The organism is Methylobacterium sp. J-092 (assembly GCF_022829325.1).
Taxonomy (GTDB): domain Bacteria; phylum Pseudomonadota; class Alphaproteobacteria; order Rhizobiales; family Beijerinckiaceae; genus Methylobacterium.
In genome coordinates this window covers 1-25,685 of sequence record NZ_JAKSXU010000050.1, presented here as the reverse complement: position 1 = coordinate 25,685, position 25,685 = coordinate 1, and the positions used below count along the sequence as shown (strand labels likewise).

At 70.8% G+C, this 25,685-nt stretch carries 19 protein-coding genes; 2 read left to right on the top strand and 17 right to left on the bottom strand.

Annotated elements, in window-relative coordinates:
• From MKK60_RS03465 to MKK60_RS03450, 4 genes are all read right to left on the bottom strand, one after another.
• Positions 1-234 (bottom strand): transposase (locus MKK60_RS03465; protein WP_243983952.1); only part of this gene is annotated, 234 nt, incomplete at its 3' end.
• Positions 235-272: 38 nt separating this feature from the next.
• On the bottom strand, positions 273-1,235 hold the full coding sequence (locus tag MKK60_RS03460) for an FAD-dependent oxidoreductase (protein ID WP_243983951.1): 963 nt from the start codon (positions 1,233-1,235) through the stop codon (positions 273-275).
• The gene (locus tag MKK60_RS03455) at positions 1,232-2,413 is read right to left on the bottom strand and encodes a DegT/DnrJ/EryC1/StrS family aminotransferase (protein ID WP_243983950.1); all 1,182 of its coding nucleotides are present in this window, start codon (positions 2,411-2,413) and stop codon (positions 1,232-1,234) included. The genes MKK60_RS03460 and MKK60_RS03455 overlap by 4 nt, the downstream gene beginning before the upstream one ends.
• A gap of 883 nt (positions 2,414-3,296) precedes the next feature.
• Positions 3,297-3,764, bottom strand: coding sequence for an Lrp/AsnC family transcriptional regulator (locus tag MKK60_RS03450; RefSeq protein ID WP_243983949.1), 468 nt, complete (start codon positions 3,762-3,764; stop codon positions 3,297-3,299).
• 125 nt (positions 3,765-3,889) lie between these two features.
• On the opposite strand from MKK60_RS03450, the gene MKK60_RS03445 reads away from it, so the two are divergent.
• Positions 3,890-6,247 (top strand): transketolase, encoded by a 2,358-nt coding sequence (locus MKK60_RS03445; RefSeq protein ID WP_243983948.1) that lies wholly within the window; start codon positions 3,890-3,892, stop codon positions 6,245-6,247.
• Between the two features lie 112 nt (positions 6,248-6,359).
• Here MKK60_RS03445 and MKK60_RS03440 read toward each other — a convergent pair whose 3' ends face one another.
• From MKK60_RS03440 to MKK60_RS03415, 6 genes are all read right to left on the bottom strand, one after another.
• Positions 6,360-7,682, bottom strand: a complete 1,323-nt coding sequence (locus MKK60_RS03440; RefSeq protein ID WP_243983947.1) for an MFS transporter — start codon at positions 7,680-7,682, stop codon at positions 6,360-6,362.
• A 185-nt stretch (positions 7,683-7,867) separates the two neighbouring features.
• Complete coding sequence (locus MKK60_RS03435; protein ID WP_147726131.1) at positions 7,868-8,791, bottom strand: hydroxymethylglutaryl-CoA lyase; 924 nt, start codon at positions 8,789-8,791, stop codon at positions 7,868-7,870.
• Complete coding sequence (locus MKK60_RS03430; protein WP_147840769.1) at positions 8,788-10,005, bottom strand: CaiB/BaiF CoA-transferase family protein; 1,218 nt, start codon at positions 10,003-10,005, stop codon at positions 8,788-8,790. The genes MKK60_RS03435 and MKK60_RS03430 overlap by 4 nt, the downstream gene beginning before the upstream one ends.
• 108 nt (positions 10,006-10,113) lie before the next feature.
• Positions 10,114-11,037, bottom strand: a complete 924-nt coding sequence (locus MKK60_RS03425; protein WP_243983946.1) for a LysR family transcriptional regulator — start codon at positions 11,035-11,037, stop codon at positions 10,114-10,116.
• Between the two features lie 238 nt (positions 11,038-11,275).
• Positions 11,276-12,325 carry a ketopantoate reductase family protein gene (locus MKK60_RS03420; protein ID WP_147858465.1) on the bottom strand — a complete coding sequence of 350 codons (1,050 nt, stop codon included), beginning with the start codon at positions 12,323-12,325 and terminating at the stop codon, positions 11,276-11,278.
• Between the two features lie 224 nt (positions 12,326-12,549).
• Positions 12,550-13,455: a LysR family transcriptional regulator gene (locus tag MKK60_RS03415; RefSeq protein WP_147726135.1), complete on the bottom strand. Its 906-nt coding sequence runs from the start codon at positions 13,453-13,455 to the stop codon at positions 12,550-12,552.
• A gap of 91 nt (positions 13,456-13,546) precedes the next feature.
• Here MKK60_RS03415 and MKK60_RS03410 point away from each other — a divergent pair, with 91 nt between their 5' ends.
• Positions 13,547-14,428: an aldo/keto reductase family oxidoreductase gene (locus tag MKK60_RS03410; protein ID WP_243983945.1), complete on the top strand. Its 882-nt coding sequence runs from the start codon at positions 13,547-13,549 to the stop codon at positions 14,426-14,428.
• A 62-nt stretch (positions 14,429-14,490) separates the two neighbouring features.
• Here MKK60_RS03410 and MKK60_RS03405 read toward each other — a convergent pair whose 3' ends face one another.
• From MKK60_RS03405 to MKK60_RS03375, 7 genes are all read right to left on the bottom strand, one after another.
• Positions 14,491-15,819 carry an HlyD family type I secretion periplasmic adaptor subunit gene (locus MKK60_RS03405; protein ID WP_243936613.1) on the bottom strand — a complete coding sequence of 443 codons (1,329 nt, stop codon included), beginning with the start codon at positions 15,817-15,819 and terminating at the stop codon, positions 14,491-14,493.
• Positions 15,816-17,540, bottom strand: a complete 1,725-nt coding sequence (locus MKK60_RS03400; RefSeq protein ID WP_243983944.1) for a type I secretion system permease/ATPase — start codon at positions 17,538-17,540, stop codon at positions 15,816-15,818. The genes MKK60_RS03405 and MKK60_RS03400 overlap by 4 nt, the downstream gene beginning before the upstream one ends.
• A gap of 103 nt (positions 17,541-17,643) precedes the next feature.
• Entirely contained in the window at positions 17,644-20,139 is a 2,496-nt protein-coding gene (locus MKK60_RS03395; RefSeq protein ID WP_243983943.1) for a hypothetical protein, read from the bottom strand.
• Between the two features lie 315 nt (positions 20,140-20,454).
• The gene (locus MKK60_RS03390) at positions 20,455-21,603 is read right to left on the bottom strand and encodes a metallophosphoesterase (protein WP_243983942.1); all 1,149 of its coding nucleotides are present in this window, start codon (positions 21,601-21,603) and stop codon (positions 20,455-20,457) included.
• Positions 21,604-21,727: 124 nt separating this feature from the next.
• On the bottom strand, positions 21,728-22,840 hold the full coding sequence (locus tag MKK60_RS03385) for an FAD-binding domain-containing protein (RefSeq protein ID WP_243983941.1): 1,113 nt from the start codon (positions 22,838-22,840) through the stop codon (positions 21,728-21,730).
• 125 nt (positions 22,841-22,965) lie between these two features.
• A complete protein-coding gene (gene paoC, locus MKK60_RS03380) occupies positions 22,966-25,185 on the bottom strand; it encodes an aldehyde oxidoreductase molybdenum-binding subunit PaoC (protein ID WP_243983940.1) in 2,220 nt (739 codons plus the stop codon).
• Positions 25,186-25,189: 4 nt separating this feature from the next.
• On the bottom strand, positions 25,190-25,685 hold a 496-nt coding region (locus MKK60_RS03375; protein ID WP_243983939.1), incomplete at its 5' end, for an FAD binding domain-containing protein.

The window sequence follows — 25,685 nt, the reverse complement described above, 5'->3', positions numbered from 1 at the left end:
CCGCGGCCGATGCCGCCACGAGCATACTGGCCGCAGGACGTACAGGATGGCGGCGAAGGCCGCGCGCAGGGGCCGGCGGCATGGGCGGCCTGTGCTGGACGGCGCAGGCAGAAGCGGCGCAAGGACCGCCCACTCGGCATCGCTGAGATTGGTTGCGTAGGGCAAGCTCTCGCGCGCAAGCTCGGCGCGGGCGGCGGGCGTCCACCTCGGGGTTCCTGGGTGAGCGTCAGACACTCTCCCAACGCCCGCGATGCTCGCCGCTCACCCAATAGCTAAGCTGTTCTGCCCATTATGAAACGGGGTCTGACGTTCATGATCAGGTCACGGGATTCGGTCCGGAATCCGGCGAACCGGAAGACGAAGCCGCTCACCGGGCAGATGTCGCAAGGCTCGAACTCCGTATAGCCGTCGGCCAGAGCCGCCTCGGAGGACGGATAGAAGATCCGCAGCGGGCGCCGATGCAGGATCTGGATGCTGCCGGGCCGCTTCGTCTCCTCGGGCAGGGTTCTCAGGAGCAGCACCGCCGTTGCGACCGCGCTCGTGCTGCCGCCGACGATCGCGATTCGCGGCTCGGTGCGGCCCAGCAGGAAGCGAGCGAGGCGCTCCGTGCCGCCCTGTCGCAGGACATCGTCGGATTGCAGGATCTTGCCGGCGAATGTCGGCAGGAGCGGCCGGCCCGCGACCGGCTCCTCGAGCAGCCGCGCCGGATCCTGTGCGCCGCCGGTGGCGAGGAGCAGCGTGTCCGACACGACCTCGAAGGTCGTGCCCATCGTCCTGCTGCAGGTTTTCGTGTGCCACAGCCCGTCCGCGTCGCGGTGGGCGCTCGTCGCCTCGTGATCGACGAGGACCAGCCCCCCGGCATCCAGGATCGCCTTGTGGAGGACCTCGCCGATCAGGACCATCAGGGCCCCGGCCTTCTCCAGCGGGAGCGAACCCTTTCCGTAGCCCCGCAACTCCCGGCACAGGGGATGGTCGACCAGCTGGCCGAGCCGCGGGTCGGCGTGATCGGTGACCGCGGTGAGGAAGGTTTCGGCCGTGCTGTCGGACCAGATCGCGTAGCGCCCCAGGCGTCCGGCTCCGAGGATCGGCCCGGCCTCGATGACGGCGACGCCGCCGGCGAGGATCTCGTCGAGGCGCCCGTCTCGCGAGGCCGCGACGAGGGGCGCGAGCGCGGCCGGGCCGCCGCCGACGATGGTGGTGCGAAACGGCGCCTTCGGCGCACGCCGGGCCATCACGCCACCTGCTCCCGAGCCTGGCCGCCGCAGGCCGTGCGAAACGCCTCGCAGATCCGGCCGACATCCGCGACGGTGAGGAAATCCGAGAGCGGGAGTGAGACGACGTGCGCGCTGAGCGCATCGGCCACGGGAAGCGCGCCGAAGGCGCATCGCTGCTGGAAGTAGGGCTGCTGCCCGACATGGGGGCTGAAGTAACTCCCCGTGCCGACGCCCATCCGTGCCATGTCCGCACGGATCGCGTCCCTGCTCGCGGCCGATCCGACCGGGAGCAGCACGGGCATGAACTGATAGACGATGCGCTCGCCCGGCGCCTGCTGCATCGAGAAGTCGCGCAACGCCTCGCGATACGCGGCGCTGAGGATCTGCCTGTGCCGAGCGCGTTCCTCGAAATCGCCGAGGCGGACGAGGGCGCCGAGCGCGGCGACCTCCGACATCTTGGCGTTCATCCCCGGCAGCACGGCCGAGCGCTCGCTGTCGAAGCCGAAATTCGCCATGCTCCGCAGGAGCGCGATCGTCTCGGCATCGGTGCTGTAGATCAGTCCGCCCTCGCCGACGCCGAACGGCTTGGTGCCGTGCATCGAATAGACGATCATGTGCGGGGAGCCGGTGCCGAAGGCTCGACCGAGCTGGTCGAGGCATCCGAGCGAGGCGGCGGCGTCGATCACGATCGAAACACCGTGTTCCTGCGCCAGGCGATCGTAGCGCGCGAGATCGATGCACGCCCCGAAGGTCGCGTACGGCATGATCGCGACGACCTCTCCGGCATGGGCCCTCAAGGCCTCGTCCTCGGCGATCCGGCAGGCGCACCAATCCGACGGATCGACGTCGATCAGCAGCGGCGTGAGGCCCGCCCACAGCGCCGCATGGGCCGTCGCCGCAAACGTGAAGGCCGGCATGATGACGTAGCGCGCGGTCGGCCCGGACCGTTCGGCGGCCAGCTTCAACGCCAGCATCAATCCGCTCGTTGCATTGCAGACGGTGAGGCACGAACCGACGCCGCCGAAGACGTTCTCGATTATCGCCGCTTCGAGTCGCGTATTGGTCGGCCCATAATTGCTCAACCAACAGGATCTCTCGATCTCTTGGAGCTCGCTGACGTGATCGCTCAGGCGCGGCGCATCCGGCTTCGTGAGGGGCAGATAGTTCGCTGCGATGGTTTCCAGCGCTCGCACTGTCATGGTGAGACCTCAGAATTACTGAATTCGCCTTGATCGCCGTTCGTGAGAACTGATCCCCGACGCGAGAAGCATGGCGGCAGTATTTTTTCTATTCAACTCACAGAACGCCTATATTATTGACTAGCCCAAAATCGCTCGGAGGCGGATATCAGGCTTCATGATTTGGGGAGATGTCGGGATGACAGCAGAGCGATCGAGTTACTGCGAATTCAATCAATTATCGGCCGTATACAGCTGCTGAATATTGGAAAAATTCACCTGCAGGTTCCTCGGCACTGTCACGCGCCGTCGCGGGCCATCGCGCGCGGCCACGGCTCAGGGGTCTTCCGCCGACCGTTCCTCAGCGCGACCACGGAGGGACGGGGCATCGCCGAACGCGTTCGCACGCGCAAAAGGATTAGGGTTGGCGCCGATGATGTATCCGTTTCGGCCCAAGCGAATACGTCCATCGGGAACACCGCGAGGATCGCCGGTGTCTCGCAAGATGCCGTCCGCGCGGCCTAAAAGGCCTCGATGGTGTCGTTTCACGCGAAGATGGTCCGCATTCGACGGGTCCCGATTCTGCTCGAATACCGAGATTGCCGGATCCGGGCGATGCGGTTGCCCTTCGTCGCTTCGCCCGAGCCGATCCTGTCGAAGGCGACGGCGCCACGCCGCCCGCGGCGCTGGCCGACGGGGTGACGATTGCTTCAGCCCCCCCACATCCGGCACGGGCGGGCGCCGCTGGATGGATTGGTAATGATGTTCTGTCGGACCATGGCGGTCGCAACAGGCCTTCCGAACCGCCCCGGCGCAAGGCCGCCCGGTCGGTCCATGGGGAAGCCGGTCCGATGGACGACGGTCCGGCGACCGAGCCCTTCGCTTCCACGCCGGCCGCGCGCGGTCAGACCGGAAGCACGTTGGTGTACTTCACTTGGCCCAGGGCGAAGCTCGACTCGATGGATCCGACCCCGTCGAGGCGGGTGAGCTTGTCCTTCAGGAAGCGCTCGTAGGCGGCGAGATCCGGGACGACGACGCGCACCAGATAGTCGTGCCGCCCGGTCATCAGGTAGCACTCCACCACCTCCGGCCAGCGCGCCACGGCCTCGGCGAAGCGGTCGAGTTCCTCCTCGCGCTGGCGCTCGAGCTTCACCGAGGCGAACACGCTGATCGGCAGGCCGACCTTGGCCTGATCGACCAGTGCCACGTAACCTTTGAGGATGCCGGCCTCCTCCAGCATCCGGATGCGGCGCAGGCACGGGGAGGCCGAAAGGCCGACCCGGCCGGCGAGATCCTGGATCGTCACCCGCCCGTCGCGCTGCAGCTCGGCCAGGATCTTCCGGTCGATCGCATCGATTTGTCGATCCTGCATGAACTCACCTCCAAGGTCGGCTGGATTAGCGGATCCTGCCAAGATTTGCGCTCGGCACGCCGAGATTGGCAATTCCTGCCGCGTTCGTGGTGGCATCCTCAGTCCATCTCCGAGAGGCCGAACCGATGCACAGCGACCCGCGCCTGCCTTGCCTGACCGAACTGGAGCGCAAGGCCCTGTGGCTCTCCACCTGGATGATCCACAACGCCAATCACCTCCGCCCGAACCCGGACGGCATGAAGGTCGGCGGCCACCAGGCCTCGTCGGCCTCCCTCGCGACGATCCTGACGGCGCTCTACTTCGCGGTGCTGCGTCCGGAGGACCGCGTCGCGGTCAAACCCCATGCCAGCCCGATCTTCCACGCGATCCAGTATCTCGCCGGCAACCAGACCCGCGCGAAGCTGGAGACCTTCCGCGGCTTCGGCGGCGCGCAATCCTACCCGTCGCGGACCAAGGACACCGACGACGTGGACTTCTCGACCGGCTCCGTCGGCCTCGGCGTCGCGCAGACGCTGTTCGGGTCGCTGGTGCGCGACTACGTCCGCGCCCACGGCTGGGGCCTCGACCGGCCGGAAGGCCGGATGGTGGCGCTGGTCGGCGATGCCGAGATGGACGAGGGCAACATCTTCGAGGCCCTGATGGAGGGCTGGAAGCACGGCCTGCGCCGGACCTGGTGGATCATCGACTACAACCGCCAGAGCCTCGACGCGGTGATCCGCGAGGGTCTGTACACGCGTTTCGAGGAAATCTTCCGCTCGTTCGGCTGGGACGTCGTCGTCCTGAAATACGGGTCTTTGATGGACGCGGCCTTCCGCGAGCCGGGCGGGGCGCGGCTGCGCGCCTGGATCGACACCGCGCCGAACCAGCTCTACGCGGCCCTGACCTTCCAGGGCGGCGCGGCTTGGCGCCGCCGCCTCGAAGCGGACCTCGCCGACGACGCCGACGCGCTGGCGCTGATCGACCGCCGTTCGGACGCCGCCCTGGCCGCGCTGATGGGCAACCTCGGCGGGCATGACCTCACCAACCTGATCCGAGCCTTCGAGGCGGCCGACAACGATCGCCCGACCGTGTTCATCGCCTACACGGTCAAGGGCTTCGGGCTGCCGCTCGCCGGCCACAAGGACAACCATTCCGGGCTGCTCACCCCGGCCCAGACCGCGCTGCTGCGCGAGAGCATGGGCGTGCGCGAGGGGCGCGAATGGGAGCCGTTCGAGGGGCTGGCGCTGCCGGACGCCGAGCTGCGCCGCTTCATCGACGCGGCGCCGTTCTTCGCCGAGGGGCCGCGGCTCCGCACGGCGCCGCGCCTGCCGGTGCCGGCGGGCTTCCCATGCCCGCGCCAGCCGACGCAGTCGACGCAAGCGGGATTCGGGCTGATCCTCAACGAGCTGGCGCGATCCGACGCGCCGATCGCGGCGCGCATCGTCACCACCTCGCCCGACGTCACCGTCTCGACGAACCTCGGCGGCTGGGTGAACCGGCGCGGCCTGTTCGCCCGGGAGGAACTGCGCGACCTGTTCAAGGCGGAGCGCATCCCCTCGACCTTCACCTGGGACTTCTCGGCCAAGGGCCAGCACATCGAGCTCGGCATCGCCGAGATGAACCTGTTCCTGCTGCTCTCGGGCCTGGGCCTGTCGCACAAGCTGTTCGGCGAGCGGCTGATCCCGATCGGCACGCTCTACGATCCGTTCATCAGCCGCGGCCTGGATGCCCTGAACTACGCCTGCTACCAGGATGCCCGCTTCGTTCTCGCGGCGACGCCGTCGGGCGTGACCTTGGCGCCGGAAGGGGGCGCCCACCAGTCGATCGGCACGCCGCTGATCGGGATGGCGCAGGACGGGTTGTCGAGCTTCGAGCCGGCCTTCGTCGACGAGCTGTCGGTGCTGATGGCGCACGCCCTCGACCATGTGCAGCTCGAGGGGCCGGAGGGCGGCTCGGTCTACTTCCGGCTCTCGACCCGCAGCATCGCGCAGCCGCAGCGCACGATGACGCCGGCCCTGTCCGACGCAATCGTCGCCGGCGGCTACTGGCTGCGCGAGCCCGGCCCGAACGCGGAGATCGTGGTCGCCTATACCGGCGCCGTCGCGCCCGAGGCGATCGAGGCGGTGGGCCTGATGGCCGAGGACCGGCGCGACATCGGCCTGCTCGCCGTCACCTCCGCCGATCGGCTCCATGCCGGCTGGACGGCGGCGCAGCGCGCCCGCGAGGGCGGCGACCGGACGGCGCGGAGCCACGTCGAGGCCCTGCTCGCCGGCCTGCCGCCGCATTGCGGGCTCGTCACGGTGATCGACGGCCACCCGGCGACGCTCGGCTGGCTCGGTGCCGTGCAAGGTCACCGCACCCGGGCGCTCGGCGTCGAGCGCTTCGGCCAGACCGGCACCGTCGCCGATCTCTACCGGCACTACGGCCTCGATGCCCGCGGCATCGCCAAGGCTGCCCTGGCGCTGGCACCCGAGCGGCCGATCCGCAACCTGCGCATCGCCTGAGCGCCGCACGTGACGCTGCGCGACCCGATGCGGCTCGACATCGGCGTGATCGCCCGGGCTCCCTCGCAGGGCGAGATCTCGGCGGGTGTGGGACCGCCGAGGACCGGCCGGATCAGGGATTGCGGTCGTTGCGGCGCAGGCTGGCGGGCGATGCGAAGATCAGCAGGCCGGCCGCGACCAGGCAGAGGATGCCGATGCCGTAGAGGGCGGGCGTCGTCGAGCCGGTCAGGTCCTTCACCCAGCCGACCGCCACGGGGCTGACGATGCCGCCGAACTGACCGAGCGTGTTGATGAGCGCGATGCCGCCGGCGGCCCCGACGCCGGTGACGAGCTTGGCCGGCAGCGTCCAGAAGGTCGGGATCGAGGCGACGATGCCGGCGCCGACCAGCGCCAGGGCGATCATCAGCGGCACGATCTGCTTGTCGAACAGCCCGGCGGCGAAGAAGCCGATGGCCGCCGCCACCGCGAGGCCGGCGACGAATTTCGGCCGGTCGCCGGAGGCGTCGGACAGGCGCCCGATCACGACCATGCTGATCGCGCCGCAGATGTAGGGGATCGCGGTGAGGAAGCCGACCGAGGCCGCGGTGCCGCCGGTGGCGGTCTTGATCAGGTCCGGCCCCCAGAAGTTCAGGCCGTACGAGCCGACCTGCAGCAGGAAGTAGACCAGGGCGATGAGAAGGAAGCCCGGCTGCCTGATCGCGCCCCAGAGCGAGTGGTCGCCGATGTCGCGGTTGTGGTGGGCGATCTTCGAGGCGAGCAGGTCCTTCTCCGGCTGCGTCAGCCAGCGCGCGTCGGCGATCCGATCGTCGAGACGCAGGAACACCAGCACGCCCAGCACCAGGCAGGGCAGGCCGCCGGCCAGGAACAGCCATTGCCAGCCGGCGAGCCCCGCCGTGCCGTTGAGGCCGCCGAGGATCAGCCCCGCCACCGGCGCCCCGAAGATGCCGGAGAAGGCCGAGGCGACGAACATGAACGAGGTCACGCGGCCGCGGAACGAGGCCGGGAACCACAGCGTCAAGTAATACAGGATGCCCGGTGCGAAGCCGGCCTCCATCGCGCCGATGATGAAGCGCAGCAGGTAGAAGTGCCACTCGGTGCTGATGAAGACCATCAGGGCGGTGGCGATACCCCAGGAGATCATGATCCGGGCGATCCAGCGCCGCGCGCCGACCTTGTACAGCAACAGGTTCGAGGGGACCTCGAAGATCACGTAGCCGACGACGAACATGCTCGCCCCGAGCCCGTAGGCGACGTTGCTGAAGCCGAGGTCGCTCTGGAGCTGGAACTTGGCGAAGCTGATGTTGATCCGGTCGAAGAACGCGAACATGTAGCAGACCATGATCAGCGGCATCAGCCGCCAAGCGGCCTTGCGGACCACGCTGCTCTCGGTGATGACGTCGAAACCCGCGAGCGGGCCGGTCGTGGCGGCGGTCATGGTTTCCTCCTGGAACGGGGCGGCGGGCGCCCCCGCCGGCCGGTCGCGGACGACCGTCGGGCAGGATGCGCGCGAGCACGGCGGAGCCGCCTTCTCCGAGAGGCTTCCGACGCGGATCGGTTCGGTCGGCGGCTCAGGCCGCCCGATCGACGGGACGGCTCACGCCGAATGACGGACGGGGCGGCTCATGCCGCTTGCGGGACCGGGTGCAGATCGCAGGGGCGCCCGGCCTTGGCGACCTGGCCCGGCACGTCGTGGCCGACGAGGCGCGGCAGGTCGCGGGAGAGGCCGAGCAGGGCCTCGAGGTCGAGGCCTGTCTCGATCCCCATCTCGTGGGCCATGCTGACGAGGTCCTCGGTGCAGATGTTGCCCGTGGCGCCCGGCGCGAACGGGCAGCCGCCCAAGCCCCCGAGCGCCGCATCGAACCGGCGCGCGCCGGCGCCGTAGGCCGCGAGCACGTTGGCGAGCCCGAGCCCGCGGGTGTTGTGGAAGTGCAGGGTCAGCCGCTCGGCCGGCACGATCGCCAGCGCGCGGGCGACCAGGCGCTCCACCTGGCGCGGGTTGGCCATGCCGGTGGTGTCGGCGAGCGTCACGCCGGCGATGCCGAGCGCGAGGTATCGCTCGACCTGCGCCATCACCTTGTCGGCCGGCTGGTCGCCCTCGAAGGGGCAGCCGAAGGCGGTGGCCACCGTGGCGTTCGTCGACACGGGTGTACCCTTCACTGTCTCCATGATCCGGCCGAACCCCTCGATCGAGGCCTCCGGGCTCATGCCCATGTTGGCGCGGTTGTGGGTCTCGCTCACCGAGGCGACGAGGTTGACCTCGCCGACGCCGGCCGCGAGCGCCCGCTCGGCGCCTTTCGGGTTGGGCACCAGGGCGACGTAGACGGTGCCGGGCCGCCGGGCGATCCCGGCGAAGACCTCGGCCGCGTCGCGCAGTGCCGGCACGGCCTTCGGCGAGACGAAGGACGAGACCTCGATCCGCGAGAAGCCAGCGGCCGAGAGCGCGTCGATCAGCCGGATCTTCTCGGCGGTCTCGACGTAGCGCGGCTCGATCTGGAACCCGTCGCGGGTGGCGACCTCCTGGATCAGCATGGCGGTTTCGGTCATTGCACGGCTCCCTCGCGGCGCAGGCGCTCGATGGTCTCGGCGTCGCGGCCGAGGTCGGCGAGCACGGAATCGGTGTGGGCGCCGAGCGCCGGTCCCTGCCAGCGCACCGCCCCGGGGGTGCCGGACAGCTTGGGCACGATGCCGGGCATCTTCACCCGGGTGCCGCCTGGCAGCTCCGCGTCGAGGATCATGTCGCGGGCGCGGTAGTGCGGGTCGGCGACGATGTCGGCCACCGAGTAGATCCGTCCCGCCGGCACGTCGGCCGCCGCGAGCGCTGCGAGCGCTTCGTCCACGGTGTGCGCCCGGGTCCAGTCCGCGATCACGCCGTCGATCATGCCGGCCACCCGCGAGCGGCCGTCGTTGCTGCGCAGCGCCGGGTCGTCGGCGAGGTCGGGCCGGCCGACGACGGTCATCAGGCGGCGGTAGATCGGGTCCGAGTTGCCGGCGATGACGACGAAGCCGTCGTCCTTCGTCGGGTAGGTGTTCGAGGGCGTGATGCCGGGCAGCGCCCCGCCGGTGCGGGTGCGGACCTCGCCGAGCAGGTCGTATTCCGGGACCAGGCTCTCCATCACGTTGAACACGCTCTCCACGAGGGAGACGTCGATGACCTGGCCCTGGCCGCCGGCGGTCTTGACGTGGAGCAGCGCCATCAGCGCGCCGATCACCCCGTGGAGCGAGGCCAGGGTGTCGCCGATGCTGACGCCGACGCGGGCGGGCGGGCTGTCCGGGCTGCCGGTGGTGAAGCGGATGCCGCCCATCGACTCGCCGATCGCGCCGAAGCCCGGCCGGTCGCGATACGGCCCGGTCTGGCCGTAGCCGGAGATGCGCACCATCACGAGCTTGGGGTTCAGCTCCGAGAGCACGTCCCAGCCGAGGCCGAGCTTCTCCAGGCCGCCGGGCCGGAAGTTCTCGACCACCACGTCGGCGCTCCGCACGAGGTCCTTGACCACCGCCAGCCCATCGGGCGCCTTCAGGTTGATCGCGATCGACTTCTTGTTGCGAGACTGCAGGTACCACCAGAGCGAGGTTCCCTCGTGCAGCTTGCGCCACTTGCGCAGGGGATCGCCGTCCCCCGGCGACTCGACCTTGATCACCTCGGCGCCGAACTCGGCCAGGATCTTGGTGGCGAACGGTGCCGCGATCAGCTGGCCGAGCTCGAGGACCCGGATCCCGTCGAGCGGACCCTTGGGCGATGCTTCGCCGGTGCCTGGCATGGCCGTTCCCTCCATTGTCTTTGGGTCAATCGGTATTGGATCGGGTGCACGCTGTCCAAACGCGATGCATCACCCCGCGTTCTCCGAAGGCGAACGCAGGCGCCCCTCTCAATCCCCGCCTGCCCGGCGCAGGTGATCGAACAGGACGGCCGCCGCCGGCGATTGCGCGCCCGGGCGGACGACGAGGCTGAGCGTCCGCCGCGCCCACGGGTCGGTGAGCGGCACGGCGACGACGTTCATCTGCGGGCCGAGCAGGGCGTGCACCCGCTCGGGCACCACGCCGAGCCCCATCCCGGCCTGCGCCATGCGGCAGATCGCGTCGAAGCTCGGCACGTGGACGCGCAAGCGCAGCGGCCGCCCGAGGCGTCGGGCCTCGTCGCGGAGCGTGCCGTAGATCGAGCTCTCGCGGTGCATGCCGACATGGTCGTGGTCGAGGGTGTCGGCGAACGCGACCGCGTCGCGGTCGGCGAGCGGGTGGCCGGCGGGCACGACGAGCACGAGGCGGTCGCTCCGATAGGGATGGGCGACGAGGGAGCGCGGATCGGTGCTGCCGGCGCAGATGCCGAGATCGGCCGCCCCTTCCTCCACGCCGGCCACCACGCCGCCGCTCGGCCGCTCCTCCAGGTCGATCCCGATGCGGGCCTGCGCCGCCAGGAACGCCTGCAGGTCTTCGGGCAGGAACTGCACGATCGCCGAGAGGTTCGCGAGCACGCGGACGAAGCCGCGGAGCCCGCTGGCGTGCTCCGCGAGCTCCAGCGCGATCTGCTCGGCGGACCCCAGCATCCGGCGGGTGTGGTGCAGCAGCGTCTCCCCGGCGGGCGTCGGCCGCATGCCCCGTGGCTCGCGGATGAGCAGCTCGCAGCAGAGCGCGCGCTCCAGCTCGGCGAGCCGCTTGCTCACGGCGGAGGGGGCGATCGCGGCCCGGCGCGCCGCGCCGTTGAGCGTGCCCTCCTCGCAGATCGCCGCGAACAGCCGCAGCGTCTTGAGGTCGAGGCGGTTCAGGATGAACGGGGTCGGCGATCCCTCCGACATGGTCCGCGCCGCTCCCGTGATCCGATCGATCCAACCGGCGGACCCCGTGCTGCGATCCTGATCGCGTCCGGACGCTCCGGCAACGGGCCAAGCTTGAAGCACGCGGCCCGAGCCGCGTCCGGGCTCGGCGTCGCGGGGGGGCTCCACGAGGCGTCGGATCGCGTCGAGGAGGTACGTTATCCCGACCGGCGAGCGAGGTCCGGCCGCGTCTTCGGTGAGACGGGCCGGACCGGGCCGCTCAGCCCGGGATGATGCGCTCGTCGAGCTTCCGGTCCACGATCTCGACCGTTCGGTCGATCTCGGCATCGGGCATGTCGAGCTGGTGCGAGATCAGCTTCAGCAGCAGGTCGACACGCTCGATGTAGGGCGCGCCGCTCTCGACCGCCCGGGCGGCCGACGAAGGCTTCAGCAGGCCCTCGGCCGCCTTGGCGTACTTCTCGAACGGGACCTGATCGCTCGGGTCGGCACCGAGCCGTCGGGCCACCGCGTCGACATGCTCGTAGATCGTGCGGGACAGGGGGAGGTCGCCGTGCACCGCGTCGCGGATCGAGCGCGGCGCCTGGGGCGTGATGCAGCGGTAGTTGCCGGTGAGCAGCATCGACCACTTCGCCAGGGGCACGAACAGCGAGTCGAACACCTTGAGCTTGACCGGAACGTCCTGGCCCTCGACGCGCACCGCGTCGATGTCCGCCTCGAGCTCGCGGAGCAGCGCGTTGTGCGCGGGATCGGCGAAGGTCGCCGCCTTGAAGTTCGTCGGCAACCCGACATGCAGGACGTTGGCGCCCTCGTCGGGCGGGCGGAACGCCTGCGGATCGGGCGAGCACAACGACATCAGGCCCGGCTCGAAGCGGTCCCAGACGCCGGCATTCGTGTAGGCCTCGCGCAGGTCCATCTTCGCGAGCGCCGGGATCCGATCGAGATACGGCAGCGGCGGCATGTTCATGATCGACAGGCACGGCAGCTTGGCCGCGGCGATCTTGATCATCAGCACGCGGATCGTGTGGTTGTTGTACTGCGGCTCCTGCATCGCCAGGCCGACGAGATCGTAGCGCGAGACGTCGACGTCCTCGGGCGGCATCGCGTCGACCTTGCCCGGCAGGTCACGGGAATGAAACGACCGGTGCGTGGCCTCGTCGCGCAGCTTGATGCGGACTTCGGTGCCCTGGCTGTTGATCAGGTCCGCGGTTTTCCGACGGCAGACCAAGGTCACATCATGCCCGGCCATCAGCAGCTTCGTCGAAAGCAGCGAGCCGTATGATGCCCCCAGGATCAATATTCTGCGCGGCATGGTTTCATCCCTGAGCGTTCGGTTCTTGTTTTTGCGCCGGACGAGGGCGCGGCTGGTATCTGGTATACGCAGCCGCCCGGCTCGCACGCAAGCGGCCACGCTCCGGCGGGACAGGCGGTCCCCAGGCTCGATCGGCGGCGGGCCTCGGGTGCTCGGTGGGGTGCGCTCGCGTCGTGCCGGCGCGCCGTGCGCCCCTTCCGCTCGCCGCGCGGCCGCGCCCGCGATCAAGCGGTCTTCGGGTGCCGGATGAAGTCGACGAAGGCGCGCAGCGGGGCCGGCACGAGTCGCCGGCCCGGATAGTACAGGTAGGGCCCCGAGAAGCGCGGCCACCACGCTTCGAGGACCGGTTCCAATGCCCCGCTGGCCAAGTGCGGCCTCAACCAGTCCTCGAACAGGGTGATGACGCCGGTCCCCGCGATCGCCGCCTCGACGGCGAGGTCGGTCGCGGCCCCGACGCGCACGAGCAGCGGCCCTGCCGGATCGACCTTCACGGTCTCGCCGTCGCGCTCGAACTCCCAGGCCATCTCGACCCCGCTCGGGAAGCGGCCGCGCAGGCAGGCATGGCCGAGGAGGTCGCGCGGATGCTCGGGCCGGCCGTGACGCGCGAGGTAGGCCGGCGCCGCAGCGGTCGCGAAGCGCTGCACGCGCGGCCCGATCGGAACCGCGATCATGTCCTGCTCCAGGCGCTCGTCGTAGCGGATGCCCGCGTCGCATCCGGCGGCGAGCACGTCGACGAAGCCGTCCTCGGCCAGGACCTCGAGACGGATCTCGGGATAGGCGGCGAGGAAACCCGGAACGATCGCGGGCAGCACAAGGCGCGCGGCGCTGACCGGCACGTTGAGCCGCAGCGTCCCAGCCGGCCGGTCGCGGAAGCCGTTCACCACGTCGAGCGCCGCCTCGACCTCTGCGAAGGCCGGGCCGAGCCGCTCCAGCAGCCGTTCCCCGGCTTCCGTCGGCACCACGCTACGGGTCGTGCGGTTGAGGAGGCGGACGCCGAGCCTGTCCTCGAGCCGCCGAACCGCCTCGCTCAGGCTCGACGCGCTGGCGCCGCTCATGCGTGCGCCCTCGCGAAAACCCTGCCCGCGCGCGACGACGAGGAACGCGTCGAGATCTCCGAGATCGGCCTTCATCGTTCGCCCATCCGCACAGCTTGTGCGGATTGTGCCCCATTCTCGCGCACGGTCGCAACGTCCAGTTAGGTCTGGTAACAGGAGAAGCACCATGTCCCTCATCGATCAGGCCGGCACGTTTCGGATCGGCCACCGTTCCGTGAAGCGCCTCGGGTACGGCGCGATGCAACTCGCCGGGCCGGGCGTCTTCGGACCGCCCAAGGATCGCGACGCGGCGCTCGCCGTGCTGCGCGAGGCGGTCGCGAGCGGCGTCGACCACATCGACACCAGCGACTTCTACGGACCCCACGTCACCAACCATCTGATCCGGGACGCGCTCGGCCCGTATCCGCACGACCTCACGATCGTCACCAAGGTGGGCGCGCGGCGCGGTTCCGATGCGTCGTGGAACCCGGCCGCGTCCGACGCCGACCTCGCGGCGGCCGTCCACGACAACCTGCGCCATCTCGGGCTCGACCGGCTGGCGGTGGTGAACTTCCGGGCCATGCTCGGCGACGGGCACGGGCCGGCCGAAGGGTCGATCGAGGCGCCGTTGACGGCGCTGGCCGAGCTCCAGCGGCAAGGGCTGATCCAGCACATCGGCCTGTCCAACGTGACGCCGACCCAGGTCGCCGAGGGACGCCGGATCTGCGAGATCGCGTGCGTGCAGAACCACTACAACCTCGCCCATCGCGGCGACGACGCGCTCGTCGACGCGCTGGCACGGGACGGCATCGCCTACGTGCCGTTCTTCCCGCTCGGCGGTTTCAGCCCGCTGCAATCCGCGGGCCTGTCCGCGGTGGCCGAACGGCTCGATGCCACGCCGCTGCAGGTGGCGCTCGCTTGGCTGCTGCGCCGGTCGCCCAACATCCTGCTGATCCCGGGGACCGCGTCGCTGGCGCACCTGCGCGAGAACCTCGCCGCCGCCGCGCTCCACCTGCCGGACGACGCGCTGGCGGACCTCGACCGGGTCGGCACCGCGACCCAGGCGTGATCGACCGGGCGGCGGCAGGCCGCATCGGCGAGCCTGCCGTCCGCGACGGGGGAATCTGTCGCCTACTTCTCGCGGAACGCGCGGCGTGCCTGATCGACGAGGGGCTTGGTCAGGTAGGAGAGCACGGTGCGGTCTGCGGTGCGGATGAACGCTTCCACCGGCATGCCGGGCATCAGCTTGGCGCCGTCCAGCCGGCCGAGCTCGTCCTTCGTCACCCCGAGGCGCACGAGATAGTAGAAGCTGCCGGTACGCTTGTCCTCGCTCACGTCGGCGGCGATCCGGGTCACGCGTCCGTTCAGCTCCGGCGTGGTGCGCTGGTCGAAGCTCGGGAAGCGCAGGCCCGCGGCCTGGCCGGTCTGGAGCCGGTCGATGTCCTGGGGGGCGACGCGCACCTCAACCACCAGGGAATCGGCCGTCGGAACGATCAGCATGATCGGCTCGCCCGGCGCGATCACGCCGCCGCGGGTGTGGACCGACAGTTCGTGCACGTAGCCGGTCTGCGGCGAGCGGATGTCGATGCGCTGCAATTGGTCGAGGGCGGTGATCTTCTGCTCGGTCAGGGTCGCGGCCTTGGCGCGGTTCTCCGCCAGCTCCTTGGCGACGTCGCTGCGCAGGTTCTGCTCGAGCTGGATGATCTGAAGCTCGGTCTCGGAGACCTTGCCCTTGGTCTGCGCGATGTTGGCGACCAGCACGCCGCGCTCGCCCTTCAGCCGGGAGATGTCGCGCTCGAGGCTGGTCAGGCGCGTCAGCTGGATGAGGTTCTTCTTCCAGAGTCCTTCGACGCCCTCGTATTCGCGCCCGATGATCGCGGTCTCCTGCTCCTTGGCGACCGACTGCTCGACGAGCCCCTTGATCTCCTCCTTGAGCTGCCCGATCCGCTCGCGCAGCTGCGCCTTCTGCCCCTCGCGGGCGTCGCGGCGGAAGTGGAACAGCTTGCGCTCGCCCTCGACGATGCGGGCGACCTCGGGGCCGGCTTCGGCGAGGCCCTTGGGGAACGCGACGTCGTCGCGGCCGTCGCGCTCGGCTTCCAGGCGGGCGTTGCGGGCGGCGATCTCCCACAGGCTCTTGGTGACGCTGTCGTAGGTGGCCCGCGCCGTCGTGGCGTCGAGGCGGATCAGCAGGTCGCCGGCCTGGACGCGCGCGCCCTCCTCGATCGGCAGCTCGGCGACCACGCCGCCGGTCGGGTGCTGCACCTTCTTGATGTTGCTCTCCACCACGAGCGAGCCCGTGGCGATGATCGCGCCGGACAGCTCCGTCGCCGCGGTCCAGGCGCCGGCGCCGGTCGCGACCGCGATGATCGTGGCGACGCCGGCGATGTGCCGGCGCAGGGAACGCCGGGTGTCGCGCGTCGGATCCGGCTCGGGCCGGTTCGGCGTGTCGGCCTTCGTCATGCGACCCTCGTCGGTGTCTGCCGGGTGAGCGCGCTCAGCTGCGCCAGGACGTCGTCGCGGGGCCCGTGCAGCTGCACGCGGCCGTCGCCGAGGACGAGGATGCGATCGACCGCGGTCAGCGCGCTCGGGCGGTGGGCGATCACCACGGCGATGCCGCCGCGGGCGCGTACCGCCCGGACGGCGGCCGACAGGGCGCGGTCGCCCTCGACGTCGAGGTTGGAGTTCGGCTCGTCGAGGACGACGAGGAACGGATCGCCGTAGAGCGCGCGCGCCAGGGCGATCCGCTGGCGCTGGCCGCCCGAGAGGCCGAGGCCGCCGGCGCCGACGCGGGCATCGTAACCGCCGGGCAGGCGCAGCACGACCTCGTGGACGCCGGCCGCCTTCGCGGCGGAGAGCAGCGCCTCCGGGTCCGGCTCGGGATCGAACCGGGTGATGTTCTCGGCGATGGTGCCGTCGAACATCTCGATGTCCTGCGGAAGGTAGCCGATCGAACGGCCGAGGGCGTCGGGGTCCCACTGGTCGATGGCGGCGCCGTCGAGGCGGATCACGCCGCGGCTCGGCCGCGCCGGGCCGACGAGCGCGCGGGCGAAGGTGGACTTGCCCGATCCGCTCGGGCCGATCACGCCGAGCGCGCTTCCGGGGGCGAGCGCCACGTTGACGTCGTGCAGCACCAGCGTGTCGGTGCCCGGCACGGCGATCGACAGGGCGGTGACGCGCACGCTCTCCCGCGGCGCCGGCAGCGGCGTGAGGGCGGCCGGCTCCCGCGGCGGCAGGAAGGCGACGATCCGGGTCCAGGCCTGGCGCGACGCCGAGAACGACTTCCAGTTCGCGATGGCGAGATCGACCGGCGCCAGCGCCCGGGCTGAGAGGATGGTCGCAGCCAGCATCACGCCGGCGGTCGCTTCCTCGCGCACCACGAGGTAGGCGCCGAGGCCGAGGATGCCCGATTGCAGCACGGTGCGCATCAGGCGCGCCATCGCGCCGAAGCCGATGGCGAGGTCGTTGCCGTCGGTCGCCACTTCGAGGTTCCGGCGTGCCCGGGCCTGCCACAGGGTCGCGATCCGCGCGCGCATGCCGAGCGCCGAGAGCAGCGGCGCCGTGCGGTGCGCCATGTCGGTGAAGGCGCGTCGCTCGCCGGCCACCCGGACGCCCTCGCGGGTTGGGCCGGCCGAGGCCCAGTCGGTCAGGATCGTCAGCAGGCACAGGACCACCGCGCCGCCGGCGATCGCGGTGCCGAGCCAGGGATGGAACAGGAAGCAGACCGCGATGTAGAGCGGCACCCACGGCAGGTCGAAGAAAGCGGTGAACGCCATGCTCGACAGGAAGCCGCGCACCGTGTCGAGGTCGCGCAGCGCCTGCGGGCCGTCGTCGCCCCGCGGCGTCTCCGACCCACGGACCAGCAGGGTCCGGAAGATCCGCGCGCCGAGGCGCTCGTCGACGAGGCGCCCGAACCGCGACAGGATCCGGGCGCGGAACACCTCCAGCACGCTCTGGATCAGGAACAGCATCAGCGCGATGCCGGCCAGCCCGACCAAGGTCGCGATGCTGCGGCTCGGCAGCACCCGGTCGTAGACCTGCAGCATGAAGATCGGCGCGGTCAGCATCAGCAGGTTGATGAGGCCGCTGACGATCATCACGCTCGCCAGCGAGGCGCGCCCGGCTCTGGCGGCAGCCCAGAACTCCCGGCGCTTGGCGATACGCAGCACACGTTCGTCGATCACGAGACGGTTCCCCGGCTTGCAGGATCAGGCAGAGACGATTCGGCAGGGCAAGTCGGCGGAAGAGGAAGCCCCCGCCGCGTCGGGCGGCGAGGGCTCGGACGGGTCAGAGGCCGAGGAGGTGGATCCCGGTCGTCGCGGTGTGCGGCGTCGGGTCGACATGCGCGGCGTCGACGTGGCCACCGAGATCGATCGCCGCGATCCCGAGATCGAGGGGCAGCCCGTGCGAGGCTCCCGCATCCGCCGATGCGGTCGCCGCGGGGGCGACGTCGAGGAGGTGGCCGACGAGCGCGTCTCCGCCCCCGCCGCCGGCCTGCGGGAAGACGATGCCGTCGCCCGAGAGCAGGCCGGCATGGAGCAGGCCGGGCTGATCGGCCGGCACCGCGATCGCGCTCGCCTGGACGGTGTGGGCCGGATCCGCGCTCGGGGTCAGCACCGCGAGATTGGCCGCCGGCGTCGGCGTCGCCGGGCCGGCCGCCACGTCGATCAGGGGATGGGTCCCGGCACCGTCCGCCGCACCGCCGGTGAGACCGCCGAGGAGGCCGCCGACGGGATTGGATGCGCCGCCGGCGCCGCCCAGGATGCCGGTCACCGGCGAGAGGACGCCGTCGAGCGGCGTCCCCGCGCCGGCCCCGCCGACACCGCCGAGGGCCCCCGTCAAGGAGCCGAGGACGCCGCTCGCGGCGTCCTCGACGTGCCCGAGATCGCCCGCGACCTGCCCGACCGCCGCCGGTCCGCTGCCGGTCAGAACGGCACCCGGCAGGTTGGCGACGTCCGTCAGCAGGTTGCTGGTGTCGCCGAGCTCGCCCAGCCCGACGGTGTTGCCGAGCCCGATCACCGAATGGATGGGATCGTTCAGGACCGGCACGTCGTGGCCGATCTGCTCGAGGCCGGCATGGATGCCGTCGATGACCCCGTTGGCGAGGTCGCCCACCGGCAGCAGCGGAGCGCCGGCGCCGAGGAGCGCACGCGTGGCGCCCGTGCCGGCGCCGCCGGTCAGCCCGCCGACGACCGACGTGACGGGAGTCAGGAGCCCGTCGACGGGCGTGCCGGTCGCGATCCCTCCGGCACCGAGACCATCGAGGCCGCCGAGGATCCCGGTGGCGGAGCCGACGACACCGCCCGCGGCGTCGACCACGTGTCCGACATCGCCGACGATCTGCCCGATCGCCGCCGGTGCGTTTCCGCTCAGGATCGCGCCCGGCAGGTTGACCGTGTCCGTCAGGAGGTTGCTGGTGTCGCCGAGCTCGCCCAGCCCGAGGGTATTTCCGAGCCCGATCACCGAATGCAGCGTGTCGTTGAGGATCGGCACGTCGTGGCCGATCTGCTCGAGGCCGGCATGGATGCCGTCGATGACCCCGTTGGCGAGGTCGCCCACCGGCTGCAGCGGAGCGCCGGCGCCGAGAAGCGTGCCCGTGGCGACCGTGCCGCCGCCGCCAAGTCCGCCCAATCCGCCCAGTCCGCCCACGAGACCGGTGACGCCGCCGAGAAGACCTCCGGCCGCGTTCGTCACCGCGCCGACATCGCCGAGGATCGGCGACAGCGCCGCCAGACCCTCGCCGCCGAGGAGATTGCCGGGCAGGGCCACGACGTCGGTCACGAGGTTTCCGCTCTCGCCGAGATGGCCGAGGCCGATCGTCTCGCCGAGGTTGGTCAGGCCGTGCAGCGCATCGTTCAGGAGCGGGATCTCGTGGCCGATGTTCTCCAGCGTCGCGTGAATGTTGAGGACCGCGCCGTTGGCGAGGTTCGTCACCGGAGCGAGCAGCCCGTCCCCGGACAGCAGGCCGCCGGCGCTCGCCGCACCGGTCAGCGAGCCGACCAGCGTATCGGCCGACCCGAGAACGTGGCCGAGATCGCCGAGGACCGGCGTCGCGGATTGGAGGCCGCCGCCGCCGAGGAGGGAACCGGGCAGGGTGGTGACGTCGGTCAGCAGGTTGCCCGCGGTGTCGAGATGGCCGAGCCCAAGGGTTTCGCCGAGGCCGGTGACGGCGTGGATCGGCCCATTGAGAACCGGGATCTGGTGGCCGACGGTCTCGAGCGTGGCGTGCACGTCGAGGACGGCCTGGTTCAGGATGTTGGTCGCGGGGCCGAGGATGCTGCCGCTGTCGACGAGGCCGTTGCCGGATGCTGGCACCGCGCCGACCGTCTCCGCCAGCGTTCCGGCGGCGGCGGCGACGCCGCCGGCATCGGTCAGCAGCGGACCGACCGCCTCGGTGCCGGTCGGGTTCGCGGCGACGCCGCCGAGATCGGTCAGAAGGTTTCCGGTCTCCCCGAGATGGCCGAGCCCGAGGGTCTCGCCGAGGTTGGTCAGCCCGTGGAGCGGTCCGTTCGCCGGAGCGACCTCGTGGCCGACCTCCTCGATCTGGGCGTGCGTCTGGAGGACGACCTGGTTGGCGGTGGCCTCGATCGCGTCGGGAAGCAGCGAGGCTCCGGTCTCCGTCGAGCCGCCGTCGACCGCGCCCTCGATCAACGAGGCGATCGGGCCGAGGCTTCCGAGCTGGCCCGTCGACAGGGCGGTCGAGGACAGCAACGCGCCGGGGCCGGCGAGCCATTCGAGCGAGCGGGTGGACGAGCCGAGCACGGAAAGGGGGGATGCGGACATGAAAACCTCCAGGTTTTCGATGCAACCCGATCTGCAACCACCGGTTGCATAATCCCGGTTCCGTAGTAAATGCTGAGTGAACGGTGGAGCCCGTCCGAGCGTCCGGGAACGACGACTGTGGTTCGACCCGGGTTCGACATCGCCGATTCTCGGGGCGGTCGGTGGGTCGTGAGTAATCTCTACTCTATCCAGACGAGCGCTTCGCGAGGACCCGACGGCCGGCCGATAGATCGGCCGCGTGATCGGGCGACGATCCAAGCCGGCTGCTGGGTGCATCCCGAGGATGATCGTCGATGCGGGTGATCCGACGCTCGCCTATCCCGGCGCCAGGGGCCGAGTGGGATCGATGGACGCGTCGGCGCGGCGCAGCGTGATGCGCGTCAGCTCGGAAGGTCGGCCGAGCCTGAGGGCGAAGCCCGGCCACAACGCCGTGCCGTTGTTGACGTAGAGCGTCATGCCGCCGACCCGGTAGCGGCCCGAGACGAAGCCGTCGTTGGCGCGGGCGAACAGGCGGTCGAACCCGCGCATCGTCCCGCCATGGGTATGTCCCGACAGCTGCAGCGCGACGCCATGCGCGGCCGCCGCCCGCGCCCCCTTCGGCTGATGATCGAGCAGGAGGACGGGTGCGTCCCGCGGTGCCCCTGCGAGCGCGGCGTCGAGGTCCGGACCGGGGTGTCCCGTATGCGGCGCCGACCGATCGGTCACGCCGGCGAGCACCAGGGCGGCGTCGCCCCGCCTCAGCACCGTATGCCGGTTCGCGAGCGCCGTCAGGCCAAGTTCCGAGTACCGCCGCATCCAAGCGGGGTAGTCGAAGAAGTATTCGTGGTTGCCGGGCACGAACCAGACGCCGTCCGGTGCACCGAGCCGGCCCAGGGGCTCGACGTCGGCGCGCCGCGAAGCCGGGGCGCCGTCGATCAGGTCGCCGGTGATGACGATGAGGTCCACGCCGAGCCGGTTGGACCGCGCGACGACCTCCCGGGTCCAGGATGCCGGGAAGAGCCGGCTGATGTGCAGGTCGGTGAGCTGCAGGATCGTGTAGCCCTCGAAGGCGTCCGGCAGGTTCTCGATCGCGATGTTGACGTCCTTGAGCGCCGGCACGCGCACGGCCTGCTGGACGCCGAGCGCCGACAGGAGCATCGCCGCCGTCGCGGCCGCGTAGCGCCATCCGGCCGGAATCGCCCAGCCGCCCAGGGGCAGCGAGACCAGCGCGATCACGTCGAGCGCGAGCTGCATCACCGCCAGCAGCAGGATGGCGCCGAAGGCCCAGTTGAACAGAACCACCACCCACCGCGGAAACTCGGGCGCGAACACCGAGCCGGAGGAGAGGCGGCACCACAGGTGATACTGGGAAGCGACGAGCAGCAGCACGGCGATCCCGGCCTTCGCGGCAGGCGGGCCCGGCAGCGGCCAGAGCACCCGGGTCACGACGTACAGGCAAGGCAGGCTGAAGATCAGATGGAACATGGCGTTCCGGCTACGCTGAAAGCCGGGGTCCGGGCCAGAGCCGATGCGGGGAAATGCCGGCTTCGGTGCAGGTCGGGTCGTCGCGGCACCAGCCAGGCCGGGCCTGCATGAGGGCGCCGGACCGTCACGCTGCGGTCAGGCGCGGGATCGCGGAGCGCAGCCGGGAATATCCGCGGTTAGAGAGCGGCCACGCCGCTTCGTCCCAGGGGCGCCGCACGCGCACGACCGCCTCGGGCAGCATCGCCGCCGACGGGCCGACGGGCGCCCAGGCCGTGACGACGGGTAGCCCGGCCGACCAGCCGGCGTCGGCCGGTCCCGCCTCGCAGCCGAAATGAGCGGCCGCCCGGTCCAGCGCGTCCTGCATCGCGGCGTGATCCGCCGACCGGACGCGCTCGGACGCCCCCTCGGCATGAGCGAGCATGCCACCGATCCGCACGATGCGCGCCTCCCCGAGCGGAAGGCTCTCCGGGTGCAGGTCGTCGAGATGCAGCAGCAGCGCGACGTCGCCGGTCGGTGGCATGGCGGCAGCCGGCAGAGGGACCTCGCGCGGTGGCATCGCCTCGTCGAGGGTGTCCGGGTACTCGTCGAGGCCTTCGGGATCGAAGCGGTTCTCGGTGTAGCGCCGGATGTTCTCGGCGCGCGCGACGTAGTGCTTGCCCCGGGTGTGCAGCCCCGCCACCCAGCGCCAGGACAGCGTGTTGCTCGCCGGATCGCCGTCGACGAGATGGCGCATGAAGAAATCCGCACCCAGCGCCCAGGGCAGGCGCAGGGTGAAGATCCAGATCGAGGCGAACCACATCCGGGCGTGATTGTGCAGCCAGCCGGTCTCGACGAGGTCCCGCGCCCAGTCGTCGAAACCGTCGATGCCGGTCCGGCCCGCGATCGCGGCCTCGTAGGTCCGGCGCAGGCCGGGCTCCGCGGCGAGCCGCGCCCGATCCGCCGTGGCCAGCGCGAGGGCGTCGGTCCAGGCGGTCGGGTGGGTCTCGAGATGGCCCTTGAAGTAGGTCCGCCAGAAGACCTCGGAGACGAACTTCTCGGCGCCGCCGTCGCCGAACGCGGCCTGGGCGGCGGCCACCACCTCGGCTTCCGTGATCAGGCGGCGCCGAAGGTAGGGCGAGAGCGCCGACGTGGTCGGCCGCGCGTCCGGTCCGCGGTCGGTGTTGCGGGCACCGGCATAGTCGACGGCGGCGTCCGCGAGGAAGGCCGACAGGCGGTCGAGCCCGGCGGCACGGGTCATGGGAAAGCTGCGATCCATGCCGTCGAGCTAGCGCGGCGGCGCACCGGCATGGATGCGACCGATTTCCCGAACCCCGGCGGAGGCCGCCGGGGCGTATCCAGTGTCGAGCATGGCGCGATCGTGCGTCAGGCCGCCTCGGGCATGCGGTCGAGGAACTTGTCCAGGGTGAGCGGATAGTCCCGCACGCGGATGCCGGTGGCGTTGTAGACGGCATTCGCCACCGCGGCGCCCACGCCGCAGATCCCGAGCTCGCCGACGCCCTTGGCCTTCATCGGCGAGGACATCGGATCGACCTCGTCCAGGAAGATCACCTGCTGATGCGGGATGTCGGCGTGCACCGGCACCTCGTAGCCGGCGAGGTCGTGGTTGGCGAAGAATCCGCGCTTGGTGTCGACCGCCAGTTCCTCCATCAGCGCCGAGCCGGTGCCCATCGTCATGCCGCCGATGACCTGGCTGCGGGCCGATTTCGGGTTGAGGATGCGCCCCGCCGCGCACACCGCGAGCATGCGCCGGACCCGGATCTCCGCCGTGTCGGCATCGACCCCGACCTCGACGAAATGGGCGCCGAAGGTCGATTGCTGCTGCTTCTTGGAGAGGTCGCCGAACTCGATGGTATCCTCGGCCGTCAGCTCGCCCCGGCTCGCGGCCTCGCCGAGCGGAACCGCACGGTTGCCGGCCCGCACCTGCCCGTCGGCGAAGACCGCGTCGTCGGAGTTGATGCCGAGACGCTGCGCCACCGCCTCGCGAAGCTTGACGCACGCCGCGTAGACGCCGGCCGTCGACGAGTTTCCGCCGAACTGGCCGCCCGATCCCGACGAGACCGGGAAGGCGGAATCGCCGAGCCTGACCGCCACCTTGTCGAGGGTCACGCCCATCATCTCGGCGGCGGTCTGCGCGATGATGGTGTAGCTGCCGGTGCCGATGTCGGTCATGTCGGTCTCGACCGTGACGGTGCCGGCTCCGTCCAGCCTGACCCGCGCGCCCGACTTCAGGACCATGTTGTTGCGGAACGCCGCGGCCATGCCGACGCCGACGAGCCACTGCCCGTCCCGCACCTGGCCCGGCCGTGCATTGCGCTTGGACCAGCCGAAGGTTTCGGCCCCCAGCTTGAGGCAGCCGACGAGGTCGCGGTGGGAGAACGGGCGCTTCGGGTCCTGCGGGTCGACCTGGGTGTCGTTGCGGATGCGGAATTCCACAGGGTCGATCCCGAGCTTCTCCGCCATCTCGTCCATGGCGACCTCCAGGACCATCAGGCCGGGCGCCTCGCCCGGCGCCCGCATGGCGTTGCCCTCTGGCAGGTCGAGATGAGCGAGCTTCATCGCGGTGAGCCGATTGGCACCGGCGTAGAGCAGCTTGGTCTGGCTCACCGCCGTCTCGGGATCGCCGTCGGGCAGGTTGCCCGACGTGCTCTCGTGGGCGATGGCGGTGATCGTGCCGTCCTTGGTCGCGCCGATGCGCACGCGCTGGATCGTGGCCGGGCGATGCGTGGTGTTGTTGGCGATGAGCGGGCGGGTCAGCGCCACCTTCACCGGGCGCTGGAACGCCTTGGCGGCGAGGGCTGCGAGCACCGCGTCGGCCCGCACGAACAGCTTGCCGCCGAAGCCGCCGCCGACGAAGGGTGAATCGAGGCGGACGTTCTCCTTCGGCACGCCGAGGATCTTGGCGAGGCTGCCATGGCCCCAGCCGATCATCTGGTTCGAGGTCCAGAGCGTGACCTTGTCGCCGTCCCAGGCGGCGATGGTCGCGTGCGGCTCCATCATCGCGTGGCTCTCGTCGGCTGTGGTGTAGCGCTCGTCGAGCGTCACCGGCGCCTGCGCGAACGCCCCCTCGAAATCGCCGACGCGTTCCTCGCCGTCGCCGCCGCTGCCCTCGCTGCTGTCGCCGGGCACGGGCGGCGCGCCCTTCGCCTCGGCCGCGAGATCGAACTTGCCGGCCTCGGGCGCGTAGTCGACCGTCACGAGAAACGCCGCGGCGCGGGCCTGCTCGAACGTCTCGGCGACGACGACTGCGACGGCCTGGTGGTAGTGCTGGATCTCGTCGCCGCCGAACAGGTAGGCGGCGTTCATCATGCCCCGCTCCAGCCGGGGATGCTCCAGGGTCGTCACGACGCCCACGACCCCGGGCGCCGCCTTGGCGGCCGCCGTGTCGATGGCGCGGATGCGGCCCTTGGCGATGCTGGACCCGAGCACGTAGCCGTAGGCCTGGCTCGGCACGACGTCGTGGCGCTCGTAGGCGTAGGGCGCGGTGCCGGTGGTCTTGTACTTGCCATCGATGCGGTCGGTCGGCTTTCCGACGACCTTGAGCTGGTCGATCGGGTTTTGGCCGGCGGGCTGGTCGAACTTCATCGCTTTAGGCCCTCGCTTGGTTGAGCGCCGCGGACAGGGTCCGCTCGGCGAGCGTCAGCTTGTAGGCGTTCGCGTGCGTCGGCGCGGCGCCGGCGAAGACCTGCTCGGTCACCGCCTTGGCCCCCCGCGGCAGGTCGGCCTCGGCCGCCTCCACCCGCCAGGGTTTCGGCGCCACCCCGCCGAAGGCGACGCGGCCGGACCCGTCCCTGCCCAGGATCGCCGCCACCGAGACCAGCGCGTAGGCGTACGACGCCCGGTCGCGGACCTTGCGGTAGAGGTGCGTGCCCGCCACCGGCTTCGGCAGCGTCACCGCCGTGATGAGTTCGCCGGGCGCGAGCGTGGTGTCGCGCTCGGGCGCGTCGCCCGGCAGGCGGTGGAACTCCGCCACCGGGATCTTTCGCGATGCGCCCTCGCCGTCGACGGTCTCGACGGTGGCGTCGAGCACGCGCATCGCCACCGCCATGTCGCCGGGATGGGTGGCGATGCAGGCGTCGCTTCCG

Coding starts and splice junctions, on each gene's coding strand:
- MKK60_RS03435 (WP_147726131.1), bottom strand. CDS start 8,791: ATGACCGAAACCGCCATGCTGATCCAGGAGGTCGCCACCCGCGACGGG.
- MKK60_RS03430 (WP_147840769.1), bottom strand. CDS start 10,005: ATGCCAGGCACCGGCGAAGCATCGCCCAAGGGTCCGCTCGACGGGATC.
- MKK60_RS03445 (WP_243983948.1), top strand. CDS start 3,890: ATGCACAGCGACCCGCGCCTGCCTTGCCTGACCGAACTGGAGCGCAAG.
- MKK60_RS03395 (WP_243983943.1), bottom strand. CDS start 20,139: ATGTCCGCATCCCCCCTTTCCGTGCTCGGCTCGTCCACCCGCTCGCTC.
- MKK60_RS03410 (WP_243983945.1), top strand. CDS start 13,547: ATGTCCCTCATCGATCAGGCCGGCACGTTTCGGATCGGCCACCGTTCC.
- paoC (WP_243983940.1), bottom strand. CDS start 25,185: ATGAAGTTCGACCAGCCCGCCGGCCAAAACCCGATCGACCAGCTCAAG.
- MKK60_RS03420 (WP_147858465.1), bottom strand. CDS start 12,325: ATGCCGCGCAGAATATTGATCCTGGGGGCATCATACGGCTCGCTGCTT.
- MKK60_RS03450 (WP_243983949.1), bottom strand. CDS start 3,764: ATGCAGGATCGACAAATCGATGCGATCGACCGGAAGATCCTGGCCGAG.
- MKK60_RS03425 (WP_243983946.1), bottom strand. CDS start 11,037: ATGTCGGAGGGATCGCCGACCCCGTTCATCCTGAACCGCCTCGACCTC.
- MKK60_RS03405 (WP_243936613.1), bottom strand. CDS start 15,819: ATGACGAAGGCCGACACGCCGAACCGGCCCGAGCCGGATCCGACGCGC.
- MKK60_RS03440 (WP_243983947.1), bottom strand. CDS start 7,682: ATGACCGCCGCCACGACCGGCCCGCTCGCGGGTTTCGACGTCATCACC.
- MKK60_RS03455 (WP_243983950.1), bottom strand. CDS start 2,413: ATGACAGTGCGAGCGCTGGAAACCATCGCAGCGAACTATCTGCCCCTC.
- MKK60_RS03390 (WP_243983942.1), bottom strand. CDS start 21,603: ATGTTCCATCTGATCTTCAGCCTGCCTTGCCTGTACGTCGTGACCCGG.
- MKK60_RS03385 (WP_243983941.1), bottom strand. CDS start 22,840: ATGACCCGTGCCGCCGGGCTCGACCGCCTGTCGGCCTTCCTCGCGGAC.
- MKK60_RS03415 (WP_147726135.1), bottom strand. CDS start 13,455: ATGAAGGCCGATCTCGGAGATCTCGACGCGTTCCTCGTCGTCGCGCGC.